Annotated in this window: 21 protein-coding genes; 16 read left to right on the top strand and 5 right to left on the bottom strand. The window is 64.0% G+C overall.

Annotation, left to right across the window (positions count from 1 at the left end):
• Positions 1–53: 53 nt before the first annotated feature.
• Entirely contained in the window at positions 54–1,205 is a 1,152-nt protein-coding gene (locus H143_RS0113355) for a branched-chain amino acid ABC transporter substrate-binding protein (RefSeq protein WP_026350038.1), read from the bottom strand.
• Between the two features lie 316 nt (positions 1,206–1,521).
• Between H143_RS0113355 and H143_RS0113350 the strand changes: the two genes are divergently transcribed.
• Genes H143_RS0113350 through H143_RS0113340 form a run of 3 tightly spaced genes read left to right on the top strand, consistent with a single transcriptional unit; the run spans position 1,522 to position 3,765 of the window.
• Positions 1,522–2,472, top strand: a complete 951-nt coding sequence (locus H143_RS0113350) for a LysR family transcriptional regulator (protein ID WP_033365501.1) — start codon at positions 1,522–1,524, stop codon at positions 2,470–2,472.
• 58 nt (positions 2,473–2,530) lie between these two features.
• On the top strand, positions 2,531–3,079 hold the full coding sequence (locus tag H143_RS0113345; protein ID WP_019938749.1) for an RNA polymerase sigma factor: 549 nt from the start codon (positions 2,531–2,533) through the stop codon (positions 3,077–3,079).
• Positions 3,076–3,765 (top strand): anti-sigma factor domain-containing protein, encoded by a 690-nt coding sequence (locus tag H143_RS0113340; RefSeq protein ID WP_019938748.1) that lies wholly within the window; start codon positions 3,076–3,078, stop codon positions 3,763–3,765. The genes H143_RS0113345 and H143_RS0113340 overlap by 4 nt, the downstream gene beginning before the upstream one ends.
• 87 nt (positions 3,766–3,852) lie before the next feature.
• Here the strand turns inward: H143_RS0113340 and H143_RS0113335 are convergent, their stop codons facing one another.
• Genes H143_RS0113335 through H143_RS20675 form a run of 3 tightly spaced genes read right to left on the bottom strand, consistent with a single transcriptional unit; the run spans position 3,853 to position 5,328 of the window.
• A complete protein-coding gene (locus H143_RS0113335; protein WP_369751149.1) occupies positions 3,853–4,413 on the bottom strand; it encodes a lipocalin family protein in 561 nt (186 codons plus the stop codon).
• Positions 4,414–4,420: 7 nt separating this feature from the next.
• The gene (locus H143_RS22105) at positions 4,421–4,594 is read right to left on the bottom strand and encodes a DUF2256 domain-containing protein (protein WP_081627049.1); all 174 of its coding nucleotides are present in this window, start codon (positions 4,592–4,594) and stop codon (positions 4,421–4,423) included.
• A gap of 11 nt (positions 4,595–4,605) precedes the next feature.
• Positions 4,606–5,328 (bottom strand): cryptochrome/photolyase family protein, encoded by a 723-nt coding sequence (locus H143_RS20675; protein WP_019938746.1) that lies wholly within the window; start codon positions 5,326–5,328, stop codon positions 4,606–4,608.
• A 239-nt stretch (positions 5,329–5,567) separates the two neighbouring features.
• Between H143_RS20675 and H143_RS20670 the strand changes: the two genes are divergently transcribed.
• From H143_RS20670 to H143_RS0113265, 13 genes are all read left to right on the top strand, one after another.
• Positions 5,568–6,554: a MerR family transcriptional regulator gene (locus H143_RS20670; RefSeq protein WP_019938745.1), complete on the top strand. Its 987-nt coding sequence runs from the start codon at positions 5,568–5,570 to the stop codon at positions 6,552–6,554.
• Positions 6,555–6,595: 41 nt separating this feature from the next.
• On the top strand, positions 6,596–7,321 hold the full coding sequence (folE, locus tag H143_RS0113320) for a GTP cyclohydrolase I (protein ID WP_019938744.1): 726 nt from the start codon (positions 6,596–6,598) through the stop codon (positions 7,319–7,321).
• A 187-nt stretch (positions 7,322–7,508) separates the two neighbouring features.
• A complete protein-coding gene (locus tag H143_RS0113315) occupies positions 7,509–8,378 on the top strand; it encodes an alpha/beta hydrolase (RefSeq protein ID WP_019938743.1) in 870 nt (289 codons plus the stop codon).
• Positions 8,375–9,172 carry a hypothetical protein gene (locus tag H143_RS0113310; protein WP_019938742.1) on the top strand — a complete coding sequence of 266 codons (798 nt, stop codon included), beginning with the start codon at positions 8,375–8,377 and terminating at the stop codon, positions 9,170–9,172. Before H143_RS0113315 ends, H143_RS0113310 begins: the two co-directional genes overlap by 4 nt.
• Before the next feature lie 77 nt (positions 9,173–9,249).
• On the top strand, positions 9,250–10,233 hold the full coding sequence (locus H143_RS0113305; RefSeq protein WP_155803393.1) for an acyl-CoA desaturase: 984 nt from the start codon (positions 9,250–9,252) through the stop codon (positions 10,231–10,233).
• 2 nt (positions 10,234–10,235) lie between these two features.
• Positions 10,236–11,534 carry an NAD(P)/FAD-dependent oxidoreductase gene (locus H143_RS0113300; protein ID WP_019938740.1) on the top strand — a complete coding sequence of 433 codons (1,299 nt, stop codon included), beginning with the start codon at positions 10,236–10,238 and terminating at the stop codon, positions 11,532–11,534.
• Positions 11,531–12,337: a DUF1365 domain-containing protein gene (locus H143_RS20665; protein ID WP_019938739.1), complete on the top strand. Its 807-nt coding sequence runs from the start codon at positions 11,531–11,533 to the stop codon at positions 12,335–12,337. The genes H143_RS0113300 and H143_RS20665 overlap by 4 nt, the downstream gene beginning before the upstream one ends.
• Positions 12,334–13,650, top strand: coding sequence for a cyclopropane-fatty-acyl-phospholipid synthase family protein (locus tag H143_RS0113290; protein WP_019938738.1), 1,317 nt, complete (start codon positions 12,334–12,336; stop codon positions 13,648–13,650). Before H143_RS20665 ends, H143_RS0113290 begins: the two co-directional genes overlap by 4 nt.
• On the top strand, positions 13,647–14,201 hold the full coding sequence (locus H143_RS0113285) for a DUF2878 domain-containing protein (RefSeq protein ID WP_019938737.1): 555 nt from the start codon (positions 13,647–13,649) through the stop codon (positions 14,199–14,201). The genes H143_RS0113290 and H143_RS0113285 overlap by 4 nt, the downstream gene beginning before the upstream one ends.
• The gene (locus H143_RS0113280; RefSeq protein ID WP_019938736.1) at positions 14,198–14,992 is read left to right on the top strand and encodes a DUF1295 domain-containing protein; all 795 of its coding nucleotides are present in this window, start codon (positions 14,198–14,200) and stop codon (positions 14,990–14,992) included. The genes H143_RS0113285 and H143_RS0113280 overlap by 4 nt, the downstream gene beginning before the upstream one ends.
• Positions 14,992–16,095 carry a cyclopropane-fatty-acyl-phospholipid synthase family protein gene (locus H143_RS0113275; RefSeq protein WP_026350035.1) on the top strand — a complete coding sequence of 368 codons (1,104 nt, stop codon included), beginning with the start codon at positions 14,992–14,994 and terminating at the stop codon, positions 16,093–16,095. Before H143_RS0113280 ends, H143_RS0113275 begins: the two co-directional genes overlap by 1 nt.
• Entirely contained in the window at positions 16,092–16,643 is a 552-nt protein-coding gene (locus tag H143_RS0113270) for a lipocalin family protein (protein ID WP_051094409.1), read from the top strand. Before H143_RS0113275 ends, H143_RS0113270 begins: the two co-directional genes overlap by 4 nt.
• Before the next feature lie 18 nt (positions 16,644–16,661).
• Entirely contained in the window at positions 16,662–17,588 is a 927-nt protein-coding gene (locus H143_RS0113265) for a TIGR01777 family oxidoreductase (protein WP_019938733.1), read from the top strand.
• Between the two features lie 57 nt (positions 17,589–17,645).
• On the opposite strand, the gene H143_RS0113260 is transcribed toward H143_RS0113265, so the two are convergent.
• The gene (locus tag H143_RS0113260; RefSeq protein ID WP_019938732.1) at positions 17,646–18,644 is read right to left on the bottom strand and encodes a tripartite tricarboxylate transporter substrate binding protein; all 999 of its coding nucleotides are present in this window, start codon (positions 18,642–18,644) and stop codon (positions 17,646–17,648) included.
• Positions 18,645–18,651: the final 7 nt, after the last annotated feature.

The raw sequence follows: 18,651 nt of genomic DNA, 5'->3' as shown, positions 1-18,651 counted from the left end.
GAAACCGGGCGCCTGCCGCGCGGCGAGCGCCCCTGCTGCCTGGTGCGGAAAAGTCAATCCCCCGTCTTGGTCGTCACGGCCACCCATTTGCCATTCTGGACCTGATACAAGGTGGAACTCGAGTTTTTCAGGTCGCCATTCTTGTTGAACGCGATCGTGCCCGTGACGCCCTGGTAGTCTGTCGCCTTCAGATCGGCGTTGAATTTGGCCGGATCGGTGGAATTGGCCTTCTCCATCGCCTTGATGGCGATCCACGCGGCATCATAGGCGAACGGCGCATAGGCCAGCATGTCCTTGCCGAATTTCTGCTTGTACTTGGCCTCGAAGTCCTTGCCCTTGGGCAGGACGTTCATGGGCTGGCCGTATTCCCAGGCCTGCGCGCCATTGGCGTCCGGCCCGGCGATCTTGATGAAGTCCGCATCCTTCACGCCGCCACCGCCGACGAACTGAGCCTTGATGTCCAGCTGGCGCATGCGCTTGACCACTTGGGCCGCCTGCGCGTCCAGGCCGCCGAAAAAGAGCAGGTCGGGTTGATGGCTCTTGATGGCCGTCAGTTGCGCGGAGAAATCCACCGCCTTGTCGTTGGTGAACTCCCGATCGACGATGGCCGCGCCGTGCGCCTTGGCCGCCTTGATGAATTCATCGGCCTCGCCCTGGCCGAAAGCCGTGCGGTCGTCCATGACGGCGATGCGCTTGGCTTTGGTGACCGTTGCCGCATACGCCCCGGCATTGCCCGCGTTCTGCGCGTCCGTGGCAATGACCCGGTAGAGGGTGTCGAACCCGGCCTGGGTAATGACCGGATTGGTCGCCGACGGCGTGATCATGGGAATGCCGGCCTTGGCGTAGATCTGCGATGCCGGGATGGTGGTGCCGGAGTTGAAGTGGCCGACCACGAACGCGACCTTGTCATCGACCAGCTTCTGCGCGGCCTGGACGCCCGCACGCGGGTCGGCCTGATCGTCCTGGGAGTCGATGACGAACTTGACCTTGCGCCCGCCGATGGTCGGATTGGCCGCGTTGGCCTCGTCCAGGGCCAGCCGCACGCCGTCCTCGATGTCCTTGCCGTACGCCGCATCGGCGCCCGTGAGCGGACTGGCCACGCCGACTTTCACCTCGGTCGTCTGGGCGCAAACGGAGCCTGCCATCAGCATGAGGGACACCGCGACGAAAGCGGGACGCGGAGAAATGCGAAAACGAGAAACCATGGTGAAGATTCCTTTGTTATCCATCGTAGACACCAGGGCACGCCAGAACTGCTGTGGCGGCTCTGGCGCGCGCAATCCATCTCCCATCCGACGACGCAGCATCACAAGCACCTGTGACGAGGATTTGGGTCGATTGTGGGTAGCCCGCAGGCCCGCATCAACCGATATCTATGCACAACCTGATGAGTTTTAATCATCACGCTTATAAAATCGGGATAAATCGGCGATACCTACCCCCTGCGCAAGGCATAGGGAGATACCCCAGTGCCCGCCGGGCGGCGCCGGGCCGGCCATTCGATGAATACACGGACGCACCATGAGGAAATTCAAAATCCCCAATATGGGAGCCTTGACGGCTTTCGAGGCGGCCGCGCGCCACGAAAGCTTCACCCATGCCGCCAAGGAACTGTTCCTTACGGAAAGCGCCGTCTCGCGCCAGATCGCCACGCTGGAATCGAACCTGGGCGTGCGGCTGTTCGTGCGCGCCAAGCAGCGCGTCGTGCTCACGCGCGCAGGCCGCCTGTACGGCACCCAGGTGCGGCGCACGCTCGAAGCGCTCGACCGCGATACGCTTTCCATCATCGCCCACGGCAGCAGCGGCGGCTACCTGGAGCTGGCGGTCCTGCCCGCCTTCGCCTCGCAATGGCTCATCCCGCGCATGAAGGACTTCAACGACCGCACGCCCGATGTGCGCGTCAACATGGGCGTGCGCACCAGCATATTCTCGTTCGAAGAATCGCACTTCGATGCGGCGATCCACTACGGCAAGCCGACCTGGCCGGGAACCTCCTGCGACTACCTCTTTGGCGAGGAGGTCGTACCGATCTGCGCTCGCTCGCTACTGGCCCGCCCCGTCACGAAAGCCCGCGACCTGCTGGACTACCCCCTGCTGCATTCGACGACCCGCCCGAATGCGTGGGCCACCTGGTTCGCGCACCACGGCGTCCAGGACAACTCGACGATGCATGGCGTGCGCTACGAACTGCACACCATGCTGATCGCCGGCGCGGCCAGCGGCCTGGGTGTCGCCCTGGTGCCGAAATTCTTCGTCGATGGCCAGTTGGAACAGCTCGGCATCATGATCCCCATTCAGGCCAGTGCGCCGGTCGATTCGGCCTACTATCTGGTCTACCCCACGGAATTGAGCCACGGCAAGCCGCTGGAGCTCTTTCGCTCTTGGCTGCTCGGACAGGCGCAGGCGTACGACGCCGCGACCCGGCGATCACAGGCGACGCAACGCGAACCCGATTGGGGCAAACTACGATAGCCCTGCCGCAATGCAAGCCGGTCACGCCGCCCTACTTTAGCCAGACTAGGAATCTTCAATGCCCGAAAATCCCCGGCGCCTGGATGAACTGATCCGGCAGTGCGCTCAAAGACAGGAAACAGCCCTCGAAGAGCTGTATCGGCTAAGCGCACCGCATCTATTCGCGCTTGCCACTCGTATAGTGAGGCGTAAAGACCTGGCCGAAGAAGTGCTGCAGGAGAGCTTTCTCAGCATTTGGCGCAATGCTGGCCGCTTTTCGGCCGAGCAGAGCCAGGCCATGACCTGGATGACCCATATCGTGCGCAATCGATGTATCGACCTGCTGCGCCGCCCGGACTGCGAACGGCCAGATCCGGACGGCGCGATTCTGGACGCCTGGGCCGACGAGGCCGCGGGTCCCCTGGAGCGGCTGCGCAGCCGTCAAGACAGCCAGCGCCTGGCCGACTGCATGGCGCAACTGGAGTCCAAGCAGCGCATGGCGATCGCCTTGTCATTTTTCGATGATCTGAGCCACGGCGAGATCGCCAGCCGGTTGAATTCGCCGCTGGGAACGATCAAGAGCTGGGTACGTCGAGGCATGGAGCGCCTCAAGAGGTGTCTGTCATGAAAACCTACGACGATCCGCAACTGCGCGCCCGGCTGGCGGCAGATTACGTATCCGGCGCGATGCGCGGTGGTGCCCGGCGCCGTTTCGAAGGACTCATGGCCGCCGATGCGTCGCTGCGCCGCCAGGTGCGGTCATGGGAGGACGACCTGTACGCGCTGGTCTGGGCCATGCCTGCGATCACGCCTTCGGATCGCGTCTGGCGTGCCATACGTGGGCAGATCCGCCAGAAAGCGCCCGATCGGATGAGGAACTGGGGCTGGCATGGCGCATACCTCTGGCGCTGGTGCTCGGCGACGCTGGCCGTGGCGCTGATCGCCATGGCGGTGATCCAGCCCTTGTGGCTGAACCGGACCCAGCCGGTCCAGCAGGTGGCTGTACTACAGAGCGAGCAGGGCCAGGCCTTTCTCGTGATACGCGCGGACGCGTCGGGGGGCATGTACGCGACCACACTGGGCAACCTGACCAAAATGGCGGACGGCCACGCATTGCAATTGTGGTCGATGCCGCCTGGCGGCAAGCCTGTATCGCTAGGCCTGGTGGCTGCAAACGGGCTGACCAGGCTGACGCTGCCCCGGGGCGCCGGGAGTATCCGCAAGCTGGGCATCAGCCTGGAGCCTGAAGGCGGGTCACCCACCGGCCAGCCGACCGGCCCGGTGGTCATGACCGGCGATGTGCTTCTGAGCTGATTTCGCCGCGGGCCGTATCCAGGGCGCACGCGTGCATCCAAAAGGTAGGAAGGCCTGCCTTGTGGATGCGCCGGCGCCGCAGCGCGTTCACTGAGCCGCCCGCGTCTGGGGCACCCAGACCAATTTTCCGGTATCGAACCCAAGGCGGTCTGCCTGCGCCACGAGGCTGGCCTTGACGGACTCGGAAAGCTGCGGGGTGCGCGACAGTATCCACAAATAGCTGCGGTCGTTGCCAACGACCATTGCCCATTGATAGTCCGTATCCAGCGCCACCACGTGATAGCCGCCGAAAAATGGCCCAAAGAAAGATACCTTCAGCGATGCGACATCGGTCGGACCGTTGAAATAGGCACGGCCGCGGGCCGATTTCCAGGTTGCGGTCGATGCGTCGTAGCCCCGGTTTATGACAGTCAGCCCTGAGTCGCCTCGGGCTTCGTAGGTGGCGCTGACGTCGGTCAGCCCACGCTCGAAGGCGTGATCGAGCCGCGCGATTTCATACCAGCGGCCCAGGTATCGCTGCGCGTCAAAGCCACGCACGGGCTGGATGCCCGCAGGCGCCTGCGTCGTGCAGGCAGTCAGCAGGCCGCACATCCATACCAGCGCGATGGCGCGGACCCGATCGCGCATCGGAGCAAGAAAGCATTTCATCATGGCCTTACCCTCGCGGTGTGTTCACCTCTGACCGCTGGCGCCGGCAGCGTTCCGAGCAATACTTGACCTGGTCCCAATGGCGAGCCCACTTGTGCCGCCATTGCATCGGGCGGCCGCATCGTTCGCAGGGCTTTTCCGGCAAAAAGCCTTTTTTGAATTTGGTTGCCGCGCACGACATGATTGCAGGCCTTAGAGTACATCGATCCGATCGAGCCAAATCCCGGCCTGCTGGCGCAGCGCCGCGCGGGCATCGCCGGACAAGGACGCGAGCTGCCCCTGTGCCTGAAGTGTGCGCCAAAGCGGACTGTGATCGTGCAAGGGCAGTGCCGCCTGCGGAACGGGCGGATCGCCGCGCCAGGACTTGCGGTTGTCGTGATCGAAAGTCCAGCGCCCGCCCCGCGGCTTGCCGTCAGACCCGACCAGCACACCGGTGCATTGGCGCATGTGGCGGTAGAACGATTCCATGAGCCAGGTTTCACGCGCACCGAAGAACTGGGCCAATTCGACGCGCGAGGTATAGAAATGCTCGCTGTCGACCTGCGTTACCTGCAGGCAAGAGCCGCGCGACAAGGCCGCCAGCTCCTGGTCCACCCGCCATTCGTCCGGAGCCTGGTAATCCAGCAACCGCGCTTGGTATTGCACCACCAGTTGCCGAAGATTGGCGGCAAGAGACTGGCGGTTGCGCGGATCGTCCAGCGCGACGTAGTGAACCCGATGTCCCGCATCCAGCAGCGTCCGGGCGAATTCGCGCATAGCGGCAAAAATGGCAATGATTTTTTGCGCATGATGCACCACATAGTCGGTCTCCTGGCGCACTTCCATCAAGATGTAGACGACGTCGGTGTCACGCCGGGAGAACCAGCTGTGCAGCGGGTTCAATTGATCGCCCAGTACGAGGCGCAAGGCAGTCATGGCTTATTTCTCGATAGGCGCCCTGCGCCGCAGCGCGCCCGAAATTAAACGAGTCAATATGAAGTCGACAATATACTATTCGAATTCATTTATAGCGTTATTTCCGCGTCAATTTTGCCAATTCCCATTAGAATTTACAATATAGATTCATTTTGAATCTAATTTTTCTTGATATTTGGATTCAAATTGAATATATTTTGCATCATACTCGCGACCTCGATTCGTCCAGCAAACCCACAATGACACGCAGCAAAGCCACAGATACCGAAACCCACCACGGATACCGCAGCGGTCAGGCGGCCCGCCTGGTCGGCATGCCCGTGACCACCTTGCGCATCTGGGAGCGCAGGTACGGCATCGTCGCGCCGCCGACCACCGCTTCGGGCCAGAGGCTCTACTCGGAGCAGGACGTTCAGCGCCTGACGCTTTTGAAGTCGCTGGTCGACAGCGGCTATGCCATCGGTTCGATTGCCCGGTTCGACGATGCGCAGTTGGCTTCGCTTGACCGGGGGCATCCGGCGCCCCAGCATCACGCCGCCCCGACCCACACAAAACAAGCACGGCAAGACCTGCATCTGGCCATCGTAGGCGAGGCTCTGGCCGAGCGCATCCGGGACGATGGCTCGGAGCTCAAGCTGCGCGGATTGCAGATCGGCGCCACGATCGCCGGCCTGCAAGAACTGGAAACGCTCGGGCAGCGGGCCGGCGACATCCTGATCATCGAAATTTCCGGCCTGCAAGACGACACAGCCGAAAAAATCGTCCAAGCCATCCGCGGCGCGGCCTACCGCGCCGTTGCCGTGGTGTACGCCTTTGGCGCCAACAGCGCGGCGGACAGCTTGCAGCTGGCCGGCGTGCGTCTGTACCGCCGCCCCGCCAACCGGTCCGAAATGCGCCAAATGCTGCGCGACCTGGCCCGCGACGCGATCGATGATCTACCGCTTGCTCCCGGGGGTGGCCGGCGCCAGAGGCGCTTTGACGAGCGCGAACTGAAGGCCATGACGGGGCTGGCGCAGGCGGTGACCTGCGAGTGCCCCCGGCACATCGTCGAATTGATCCTGCAACTCGATGCATTCGAGACCTACAGCGACAACTGTTCGATAGCAACGCCTGCCGACCGCATGCTTCACCGGTTGCTGGGCGATATTTCCAACCAAGCACGCCATGCCTTTGAAACGGCATTGGAGCGCGTGGCGGCGGGCCATCTGGACTCAAGGCCGTCGTGATCTGCGAGGCCCGCCACGGGCCTCGACAATGGAGACATCAAATGGATGCAATCGTCAAAACCATGCCTGCCATGACCGCCGCGACGGAGGATGTGCCGCTTTCGCAGCGAATTCGGCAGCGTTTGCTGAGCGCGGGCGTACGCTTTCACGCCAACGACAACATTTCCGATTACCTGCGGGAAGGCGAAATCGATCAACTGCAGGAGGAGGTCGCCGCCCGCCTGCAATCGGTGCTTCGGTCCCTGGTGATCGACGTCGACAACGATCACAACTCGCACGAAACCGCAAAGCGCGTCGCCAAGATGTTCCTGCGCGAGACGTTCGCCGGACGCTACGAACCCGTGCCGGGCGTGACCGAGTTCCCCAATGTGGAGCAACTCGACGAATTGATGATCGTCGGACCGATCACCGTGCGCAGCGCCTGCTCGCATCATCTGTGCCCGATCATGGGGCGCCTGTGGATCGGCGTGCTGCCCGACCAGGACTCCAACCTCATCGGCCTGTCCAAGTACGCGCGCCTGGCGCACTGGATCATGTCGCGTCCGCAGATTCAGGAAGAGGCCATCAAGCAGCTTGCCGATCTGCTGGAGACCCGGCTTGCTCCCAAGGGGGTTGCCCTCGTGCTTGAAGCCGACCATTTCTGCATGCACTGGCGCGGCGTCAAGGACGATCAGTCGAAAATGGTCAACAGCGTGATGCGCGGCGCATTTCTCCAAGACAAGAGCCTGCGCTCCGAGTTTTTCTCGCTGTTGCCCAAACGAACCTGACCGGTCGCCAGCCCATGCGCCCTCGTCACGCCGGGCCGCTGGCGAGACTGGCGGTCCTGACCTGCGAGACGGATTCGGGACAATTTCGCCGCCGACCGCATCCAAACCGGATCCCCGTCCGTAAATAGTACTGTCGATTCATATACGGACATCATGAGCCCGACTTTCAATTTACCCGGGAATCCACATGCGTAGCGTCTGGCTCGGGGCAGCCCTGCAGGCATTGACCACGCGCTCGCCGCTGGCGTTGATCAATGGCGTCATCCCTGCAGACGCCTGCCAGGTCGTCCAGGGCGTTTCCTATGGCCGCGGACCGCGTCAGCAGCTGGACATCTATATCCCGTGGCGTGCCGCCGGGGCGCCGGTCGTGGTGTTCTTCTACGGCGGAAGCTGGCGCAGCGGCGCACGCGCCGACTACAAGTTCGTGGGCGACGCGCTCGCCTCGCGCGGCTATGTCACGGTCATCGCCGATTACCAACTCTATCCCCAGGCGGCTTATCCCGACTTTCTCCATGACTGCGCCCAGGCCGTGGCGTGGGCTGCGCAGCATTGCGCCCCCTACGGCGGCGATCCTGCGAGGCTCTATCTCGTGGGCCACAGCGCGGGCGCGTACAACGCGGCGATGCTCGCCCTGGACCGACGCTGGTTACAGGCCCATGGCGGGTCGCCCGCCATGCTGGCCGGGTGGGTGGGCATGGCGGGTCCTTACGACTTCCTGCCCATCCAGACCCGCACGGTCCGGCCGGTCTTTCATTACCCGCGCACGCCCGCTGACTCCCAACCCGTCGTCCATGCGCATATCGGCGCGCCACCGGCGCTTCTGATGGCGGGCTCGGCCGACAGCATGGTGGATCCACGGCGCAATACCGACGGCCTTGCCCAGGCATTGTCGGCTGCGAAAGCCGATGTCCAGTCGATCCGCTATCGCGGGCTGGGTCACGAGATGCTCGTGGGTGCCCTGGCCCGCCCGCTGCGCTGGCGCGCTCCCGTGCTGCAGGACCTCTGCGCTTTCCTGGGCAAGCGTCGCGGGGCCGCAATCGGGCTGGCGCAATCATGAGAATCACGCATTGGCCCATCGCGCTACTGCTGGCCGCCCATTTTCTGCCGGCGGCGCACGCGGCACCGGCAGCGGCCGCGCAGCACTACGTGGGGCTGGCCTACGCCCGCGACGGCGGCAAGCTGGTCTATAGCGAAGAACATTGGGTTGTGCGCAATCGCGGCGCGCAGCAACACATCGTGCTGTATCGCTGCCCCAACGGCAAGCCGTTTGCCCGAGAACGCCTGGACGGCGGGATCGAGGACGCCGCGCCGGACTTCGAATTCGAGGACAGCCGCAGCGGCTACATCGAGGGCGTGACCGGCCGTGGCGATGAGCGCCAGGTTTATGTGCGAAGCAGCCTCGGCGCGCCGCGCCGGACCGCGCAACTTCCGACCCCGCGCAACGCTGTGATCGATGCGGGATTCGATGCCTACCTGCGCAGCCATTGGAAGGCGCTCGGCGCCGGGCAGGACACCGAAGTCGCGTTCCTTGTTCCCAGCCGGCTGAAATACCTGCATCTGGCTATACGCACCTCCGATGCAACGTACCAGGGTCAGCCCGCGCGCCGCTTCAAGCTGAGCCTGAATGCGTGGTATGGCTTCGTGCTCCCCTCGATCGAGGTGACCTACTCGATAAAAGAGCGCCGCCTGCTTCGCTTCGAGGGCATCGGCAACATCCACAGCGATCAAGGCGACACGCAGCAAGTGCGCATCGAATTTCCAGCCAACAGACGATATGGTCCGCCCTCGGCGCTGCAGATCGACCATGCAGAGACCGAACCGCTGGTGTCCCGGTGCGGCATCGAAAAATAAGGGTTTACACCAGCGCATCCATTCCGGACTGCGGTGCGTATTAGAAAGCACAAGAACGAGCACAGACAGGATCTGAAATGAAAAATCGCTGCGAAGCTCCAGCGCCACAGAATCGTGCCGCCACACAAGCCCAGGCGTCGTGGACCACACCATTACGGCGCTGGTTCGATACCCAGGGAGCGGACCAATACCCGGCGATGGACGACGCCAGCCGGGACCGTATCGATTGGCCGCGGGCAATTCCCTTCTTTTTGATCCATGCTGGATGCCTGGGCGTGCTGTGGGTAGGCGCTTCGCCCGTCGCCGTGGCGACGGCGCTGACGATGTACGTCATGCGCATGTTCTTTCTGACCGCCTTTTATCACCGCTATTTCTCGCATCGTGCGTTTCGCACCTCGCGCGCGGCGCAGTTCGTTTTCGCGATACTGGGCGCGTCGTGCGTGCAGCGCGGCCCGCTGTGGTGGGCGGCGCATCATCGCAGCCATCACGCCCATGCCGACACACACGCCGATTTGCACTCGCCAGTCCGGCGTGGCTTTTGGCGCAGCCACACCGGCTGGTTCCTCACCCGGCGCGCCTTTTCCACGAACTGGGACCGGGTTCCAGACTTGCGCAGCTATCCCGAACTGCGCTGGCTGGACCGCTATGACATAACCGTTCCCCTGGCCGTCCTGGCCTCGATGTATGGACTTGGCGCCATGCTGCGGTGGCTGGCACCCGGCTGGGGGACCAGCGGCATGCAAATGGCCGTATGGGGATTCTGCATTTCCACCGTTGCGGTCTATCACGCGACTTTCTGCATCAATTCCCTGGCGCACCAACTGGGCAAAGCCCGCTTCCATACCGGGGACGACAGCCGCAACAATCTCTGGCTGGCCTTGCTGACGCTGGGCGAAGGCTGGCACAACAACCACCACTTCTATCCCGGCTCGGCGCGCCAGGGGTTTCGCCGCCGCGAAGTAGACCTGACCTGGTACGGACTGTGGCTGCTGGGCAAGACCGGCCTGATCTGGGATCTCAAGCCCATCCCCGTCTGGGTACTGAACAAAGGCAAGGATTGACTATGCGCATCGCCGTCATCGGATCGGGCATCTCAGGCCTGGCCAGCGCCTACTGGCTGTCTGGCCAGCACCAGGTCACTCTGTACGAGGCCGGCGGGCGTCTGGGCGGCCACACCCATACCCATCAGATCGAACAGGAAGGCCGTCACTACGCGATCGATACCGGATTCATCGTGTTCAATCCGGAAAACTATCCGCTGTTCACGCAACTGCTCGACGAGCTGGGCGTACCGTCACAGCCCACGTCGATGAGTTTTTCCGTGCAAAACGCGGCGAGCGGCCTGGAGTACTCGGCGACCAATCTGGACACCCTGTTCTGCCAGCGGCGCAATCTGGTATCGCCGCGTTTTCTGGGCATGCTCAAGGACCTGCGGCGCTTCTATCGCGAATCGCCGGATCTGCTGCGACAGCCAGGGCCAGGACCGTCCCTGGGCGACTATCTGGCCGGGAACCGCTACGGCGACGCGTTCCGGCAAGACCATCTGCTCCCCATGGGTGCCGCGCTGTGGTCTGCCCCGGCGCAGCGCATCATGGATTTTCCCGCCCGCTACCTGGTGCAGTTCATGGCCAATCACCAGATGCTGCAAGTGGCCGGCCGGCCGCAGTGGCGCGTCGTGCAGGGCGGATCGTCGCGCTACATCGGCGCATTGCGCCGATGCTGGTCGGTGCGTGAGATGCCGTCCCATCCGGTGCTGTCGCTGCGGCGCATGCCCGATCACGTCCTGGTTGCAACCGCAGAAGGAACCGACACCTACGACCAGGTCGTACTGGCTTGCCACAGCGACCAGGCATTGCGCCTGCTCGAGGACGCGAGCCCGGCCGAGCGGGACATCCTGGGGGCCATCGCGTACCGCTCGAATGACGTCGTGTTGCACACCGACGCCTCGGTGCTGCCGCGCAACCGCAAGGCATGGGCCGCCTGGAATGCCTACGTACCCGCGCATCCGGCGGGCGATTGCACCGTGAGCTATTGCATGAACATCCTGCAAGGCATCGACTCGCGCCATCCGTTCATCGTCACGCTGAACCGCACCGAAGACATCGATCCTGGCACCGTCCTGGCCAGAATGCATTACGAGCATCCCGTCTACACCTCGGCCTGCGTGGCGGCCCAGGCGCGCAAACACGAAATATCGGGCCATCGACACACCTGGTACGCCGGTGCCTACTGGGGCTGGGGCTTTCATGAAGATGGCATGCGAAGCGCGCTGGACGTCGCGCAAGGACTGGGCTGCGGACCGCAAGGAAAGTCAGTCGCGGCGCCGGCACCCGGTGCCGGCGTGCGGGAGACCGCGGCATGAACCGTGCCCCGTCGTCACCGGACGCCTTGCACAGTGCGGTCTACGAAGGCCGCGTGATCCATGCGCGCCATGGGCCAGCCCCCCACGCCTTTACGTACCGGATCGCCCAGCTGATGCTCGATCTGGACGAACTGGACCATGTTTTCCGGCACCGCTGGCTGTGGTCGGTGAACCGGCGCAATCTGGCCCAGTGGCGGCGCAGCGATTACTTCGGCGACAGCGCAAGGCCGCTGGCCGACGCGATACGCGAACGCGTGCGCGAGTCTGCCGGCCTAGATGTTGAAGGACCCGTCCGCATGCTGACGCACTTGCGCTATGGCGGATACGTGTTCAACCCGGTGACTTTCTACTACTGCTACGCCAGCGACGGCTCGACACTGCAGGCGATCGTGGCCGATATCACCAATACCCCTTGGGCGCAAAGACACAGTTATGTGCTGCCGGTAGCCACCGCGGAACACCAAGGTTCGTCGATGCGCTGGCAGTTTTCCAAGAACTTCCACGTTTCGCCTTTCATGGCCATGGACCGCGGGTACGACTGGTCCTTTACCGCCCCCGACGATGCGCTGCGGGTACACATGAAAGTGATGAACGCCGGAACGTGCGAATTCGACGCAGACCTGTCCATGACGCGGCATCCGCTGAACGGCAGGACCCTGGCGCGCGTGCTATGGCGCTATCCGCTCATGACGACCCAGGTCATCGGCGCCATTTACTGGCAGGCGCTGCGCCTTTGGCTCAAACGCAATCCCGTACACAAGCACACGAGGCAAGACACAACGGAATCAGGAGTCCGTAAATGACGCAGGCAAGTCTTCACAAGAACCTGGACGCCTATGCGTCCACGCGCAGCGATGCCCGCTTCGCAAGCTGGCTGGATCAGTTGCTGCGCCGCCAGGTCCTGAAAAACCTGGCTGATCTTCAGGCCGGCTGCTTGATCATCGACGATCCGCTGGCGCGCACTGAATTGGGCGTGCGCAGCGCCGACGCCCCCGACCTATGCATCCATGTCGTGGTCCACAACCTCGTGTTCTACCGCCAGCTGGCGCTGGGCGGCAGCGTCGGCGCCGGCGAGTCCTACGGCGACGGCATCTGGGAATGCGACGATCTCGTGGGGCTGGTGCGCCTGCTCGTACGCAACCGTGACCGGCTCGATCAAATGGAATCCGGACTGGCACGCTACAGCGGCCTGGCCATGCGTTGCTGGCACGCCTTGCGACGCAACACGCGCGCCGGCAGCCGCCGCAATATCGCGGAGCACTACGATCTGGGCAACGATTTCTTCCGTCTTTTTCTCTCCGACGACCTGATGTACTCGTCGGCCATGTGGGACGGTCCGCGCGATACGCTGGAACAAGCATCGACACGCAAGCTGGACACCATCTGCCGCAAGCTGGATCTACAACCCCAGGACACGGTGGTGGAGATCGGCAGCGGCTGGGGCGGCTTCGCCCTGCATGCCGCCGGCCACTATGGCTGCCGGGTGGTCACCACCACGATTTCGAAGGAGCAGCATGCGCTGGCAACAGCGCGCATTGCGGCGGCTGGTTTACAGGACAAAGTGCAGGTCCTGTGCCAGGACTACCGTGATCTGCAGGGGCAGTACGACAAGCTGGTCTCCATCGAGATGGTCGAGGCCATCGGCGCCCCATATCTGGAGAACTATTTCGCAAAAATCGGCGAGCTGCTCAAACCGGATGGGCTGGCGCTGGTGCAGGCCATCACCATCGAGGACCATCGCTACCGGCAGGCGCTGCGTTCGGTCGATTTCATCAAGCGCCACATCTTCCCGGGCAGCTTCATTCCCTCGGTGCAGAGCATGCTGTCGGCCAAAACCCAGGCTTCGGACATGGCCCTGGTGCACCAGGAAGATTTCGGCATTTCCTACGCACATACTTTGCAAGCCTGGCGCGAGCGCTTCCTGGTTCGACTGGACGCTGTGCTCGCCCAGGGATTCGACCACCGGTTCGCGCGCATGTGGGAGTTCTATCTGGCCTACTGCGAGGGCGGTTTTCGCGAACGGTCGATCGGCGTTTCCCACCTTCTGTTCGCACGTCCCGGCGCACAGCCCGCTGCCAGCGGGTGGGCCGCGCGCAAAGCGGAGTCTACGGCATGAAGTCCCTGGCCAATTTCCTCGGCTATGAAGCCGTCTGGTTCGCTGCCGTCATTGGCGCGGGCCGTGGCGATGCACTGCCGGGCTGCATAAGCGCCGCAGTATTCCTGGCGTGGCAGATCATGGCCTCGGACCAGCGTGCCGCGGACCTGCGCCTGTCGGGCATCGCCCTGCTCTGCGGACTGCTGATCGACGGCGGACTGTCGTCGCTGGGCTGGCTGCGCTATGCCGCCTCGGGCCTGTCGGTTCCACCGGGCGCTCCGTTATGGATATTGGCCTTGTGGGTGGCATTTGCCATGACCTTGAACCATTCCATGGCCTGGCTGCGCGGGCGTCCGGCTTGGGCCTGCGCACTGGGCCTGGCAGGCGGACCTCTAGCCTATTGGGGCGCATCGCGCGGCTGGCAGTCCGTGGTCTTCGAAGCGCCGGTGGGCCGTGCCGTGGTCTGGTTGGCTGCCGGATGGGGGATCGCACTGCCCCTGCTGGCCAGCCTGGCCGCGCGGTGGTCTGCCGGCGATGCCGCGCCCCGGATATCCCACGGAGGTGCGCAATGACCGCATGGCAGCAACTGGGTTTGCTGGCGATCCTGACCTGGGCGGCGATGTCCGCTGCCTGGGCCTGGCAACGCCTGAAACACAACATCGGCATCGTCGACATCGTATGGTCGGCATGCCTGGGATTGGGAGCGCTGCTGATCGCGGCGACAGGAACCGGCGCTGCCACGCCGCGCGCACTGCTTGCCATCCTGGGCGGCATCTGGTCGCTGAGGCTGGCATGGCATCTTTGGCTACGCCTGGACGAAGGCGAAGACGGACGCTACGGGGCCTTGCGCGCCCGCTGGGAAGGGCACCAGGGAAAAATCTACGGTCTGTTCGCCTTTCAAGCCGGCCTGGTGGTGCTGTTCGCCATTCCCTTTACCGCCGTGGCGGCCAATCCCGTCACCCCGGCAATGCCCTGGCTCATTGTCGCGATAGCGATCTGGATCGTCTCGGTAATGGGCGAAGCGCTCGCCGACAGGCAGCTGGCAAGCTTTCGCCGCGACCCGCGCAACAAGGGCCGCGCCTGCCGGAATGGGTTGTGGCGCTACAGCCGGCATCCGAATTATTTCTTCGAATGGTGCCACTGGTTCGCCTATGCCGCGCTGGCCGCCGGGTCGCCCATTCAAGCGGCCAGCTGGCTCGGTCCGGTGACGATGTACATCTTCCTGCGCTGGATCAGCGGCATTCCCTACACCGAAATGCAGGCGCTGCGCACCCGGGGGGACGATTACCGCCAATACCAGCGTACGACCGCACGTTTCTTTCCCTGGTTCCCCCACTCCGACGACTCAGAACGAGGCCAATGATGAGCACCGCGACCATGATGGACTCCCCGCTATCCGCCGACCTTCCCGCACCCGGCCTGCTTGGACTTGCAGAGAAGGGATGGCTACCCGACGCGCTGGTGCGCCATGGCATCCGGCGCCTTTGCAGACAGCGCCTGCGCCAAGAACGGATCGGAGGCGCATCCGACACGGCAACCCGCTATCAGGACCTGATCCAGGAACTGAACCGCAGCCCGCTGGCCATCCACACGCAGCAGGCCAATGCGCAGCACTACGAACTGCCGCCCGAGTTCTTCCATCTGTGCCTGGGCGCGCGCCTGAAGTACTCGGGGTGCTACTACCCCACCGGCGGGGAGACGCTGGAAGAGGCGGAAAACGCAATGCTGGCGCTCTACGCCGAGCGCGCCGAGCTGCAGGACGGCCAGCGCATCCTGGAGCTCGGTTGCGGCTGGGGATCGCTGACGCTCTGGATGGCCCAGCATTTCCCGAATGCCCGCATCACGGCGGTCTCGAACTCTTCGTCGCAGCGACAGTTCATCCAGGCCCGTAGCCGAGACCTGGGCCTGGACAATATCGAAGTGATCACCTGCGACGTCAACGTACTGTCCCTGACCGCGGACACCTACGACCGCTGCGTCTCGGTGGAAATGTTCGAGCACATGCGCAACTACACCGCGCTGATGTCGCGCATCGGCGATTGGCTCAAGCCGCAGGGCAAGCTGTTCGTCCACGTATTCGCGCACCGCAGCCTCATGTATCCGTTCGAGACCGACGGCGCCGACAACTGGCTGGGCCGGCATTTCTTCACGGGCGGCATCATGCCGGCCGCCGATACGCTGCTATGGTTCCAGCAGCATCTGCGCATCGAGGCGCGCTGGATCGTCGACGGCACGCACTATCAGCGTACCGCCAACGATTGGCTGGCCAATCAGGACCGGCACCGGACCCAGGTACTGCAGACGCTGGCGAGCGTCTACGGCAGCGCACTGGCGCCGCTGTGGTTCCAGCGCTGGCGCATATTCTGGATGGCCTGCGCCGAACTCTTCGGCTATGACAAGGGCCAGCAGTGGCTGGTCGCTCATTACCGGTTCGCCAAGCACAGCCTTCTGGGACAAGCCTCATGAAAGGCGCACTCCCCCTTCACAGACTCGCGGCGCTGGTTCTGGGATGCGCCGCGTTGACCGGGTGCTCCTCCAACCCGCCGATGCCGGCCGTAAACAACGTGGATCTGCCGCGTTTCATGGGAGACTGGTATGTGATCGCGGACATTCCCGCCTGGCCCGAGCGCAATGCATGCAACGAAGTGGAATCGTATGCAATGCGCCCGGACGGCAGGGTCCAGACCACGCTGCGGTTTCGCGACGGCAGCTGCGAGGGCAAGCTCAAGACCATGCACCCTGTGGGCACCGTGATCCCGCAGACGGGCAATGCCAGATGGAATATGCAATTCATTTGGCCGTTCCAGGCCGAATACGTCATCGCCTATCTGGACGGCGACTACCGCAGCACCATCATCGCTCGGTCCAAGCGCGACTACGTGTGGATCATGGCCAGGACGCCGCAGCTGCCGCAGGCCGAATATGGCAAGCTGGTCTCACAGGTGCGCAAGCTGGGCTACGATCCCAGCCTGCTGCGCGAGGTACCACAGCACTGGCCCGAAGCGTCCCGATAGGAATCCGAAGCGATGGGAATGAAAATTTTGCTCACCGGCGGCACGGGCCTGATCGGGCGCGCGCTGTGCCGCCGCTGGGCCGGCGATGGCCACCACCTGATCGTCTGGAGCCGGCGGCCGAAAGAGGTGCCGGCGCTATGCAGCGGCGCGCGAGGCGTCGCGAGGCTCGAGGAGATCGATGATGTCGACACGCCCGACGCCGTTGTGAACCTGGCCGGCGCGCCGATCGCCGACCGGCCATGGAGCGCCGCCCGCAAGAAGCTGCTGTGGGATAGCCGCGTCGCCCTGACGCGGGAATTGGTGCAATGGCTCGGCTGCCTGCCGCTGCCGCCTCGGGTTCTGCTATCCGGCTCGGCAGCCGGCTGGTACGGCGACAGGGGCGAGCAGTCGATCGACGAGACCGACACGACGGGGGGCAGTCCCGGCGATTTCGGCAGCCGCCTTTGCGCTGCCTGGGAAGACGAGGCTCGGCGGGCCCAGACCGCCCACACGCGGGTGGTGCTGCTGCGCACGGCGTCGGTGCTGGCCGCCCAAGGCGGCATGCTCGCGCGTCTGCGCCTGCCTTTCCGGCTCGGTCTGGGTGGACGGCTGGGAAGCGGCCGGCAATGGCTACCCTGGATACATCTGGACGATGCGACGGGCTTGATCGACTTCCTGCTCGAACACGAGGATTGCCGCGGCCCCTACAACATCTGCGCGCCACGGTCGGTGCGCAACGCCGATTTCACGCGCGCCCTGGCGGCCTCATTGCGCCGCCCCGCGTGCCTGCCCGTGCCCGCCTGGGCGCTGCGCCTGGGCCTGGGTGAAATGTCGGGGCTTCTGCTCGGTGGCCAGCGCCTGCTGGCGCGCCGTGCCGACGAGGCGGGATACCGCTTTCAATTCCCGGACCTGGATGCGGCCTTGCGCGATCTGGCCGGACGGTCGCTGCACCCCCCTTGTGCATAGGCGGCTTGGGCAACCGCGGCGACGCGGCGCCCAAGCGCGCACGCCGCCGCACAGGCCTCAATCCAGTGAAATGTGCGCTTTCTTGGCCAGTTTCTGCCACTTTTTGATTTCAGCACGCCGGAACTTATCCAGATCGGCGGGCGATGAAGCGATGATCTCGGCGCCGAAACCGGTCAGTGCTGCCGCGACCGAAGGGGTCTTGAGCGTCTGGGCCAAGGCCCGGGACAACTGGTTCACGATGGGCGCGGGAGTGCCGGCTGGCGCAAAGACGGCATTCCACTCATAGCTTGCAAAGCCGGGAACACCCGATTGCGCTATGGTTGGCAGGTCGGGCATCGTGGGCGAACGCGTGGTGCCGCCCACGGCGATGGCGCGCAGTGTTCCGTCCTTGATATGCGGCCAGGCCGATCCCAGGCTGGCGAACATCACCGGGACCTGCCCGCCCATCACGTCGATCATGGCCGGGCCGCCGCCTTTGTAGGCAATATGCTGCAGATGGGTGCCCGCCAGTTGGTTGAACAATTCGCCGGCCAGGTGCTGCGCCGAACCCGGACCGGCCGAGGCGAAGGAGATCGGCTTGTCTGGATTTTCCTTGTCCAGCTTGATGAGGTCGGCGACCGTGTGCACCTTATCGAAGCTGGGCGTGACGACCAGCACGTTGGGCACGCGGATCAGCAGCGAAACCGGCGTGAAATCGGCCAGGGTATCGAAGGGCATCTTGCTGTGCAGGGCCGGATTCTGCGCATAGTTTGAAGCGTCCAGCATAAGCGTGTAACCGTCGGGCTTGGAGTGCGCCACGACCGAGCCGCCTATCATGCCGCCGGCGCCGCCGCGATTTTCCACCACAATGGGCTGGCCCAGCTTGGCCGACAGCGTGGGGGCGATAATGCGCGCGACCGCGTCGACGGTGCCCCCGGGCGGATAGGTCACGACCAGGGTGATGGGATGATCGGGATAGCCGGCGTGCGCGGCGCCCGAGCCCAGCGCCAGCGCGCCCAGGGCCAGGGCCGCGCAGCGGCGCACTGCAGTCGAACTCAATCGGGTGAACAGGGTCATGGCAAGT

Source organism: Bordetella sp. FB-8 (assembly GCF_000382185.1).
In the GTDB taxonomy this organism is placed as follows: domain Bacteria; phylum Pseudomonadota; class Gammaproteobacteria; order Burkholderiales; family Burkholderiaceae_B; genus Bordetella.
Note: the sequence above shows the minus strand (reverse complement) of the source record. Positions and strands in the feature narration are given on the sequence as shown.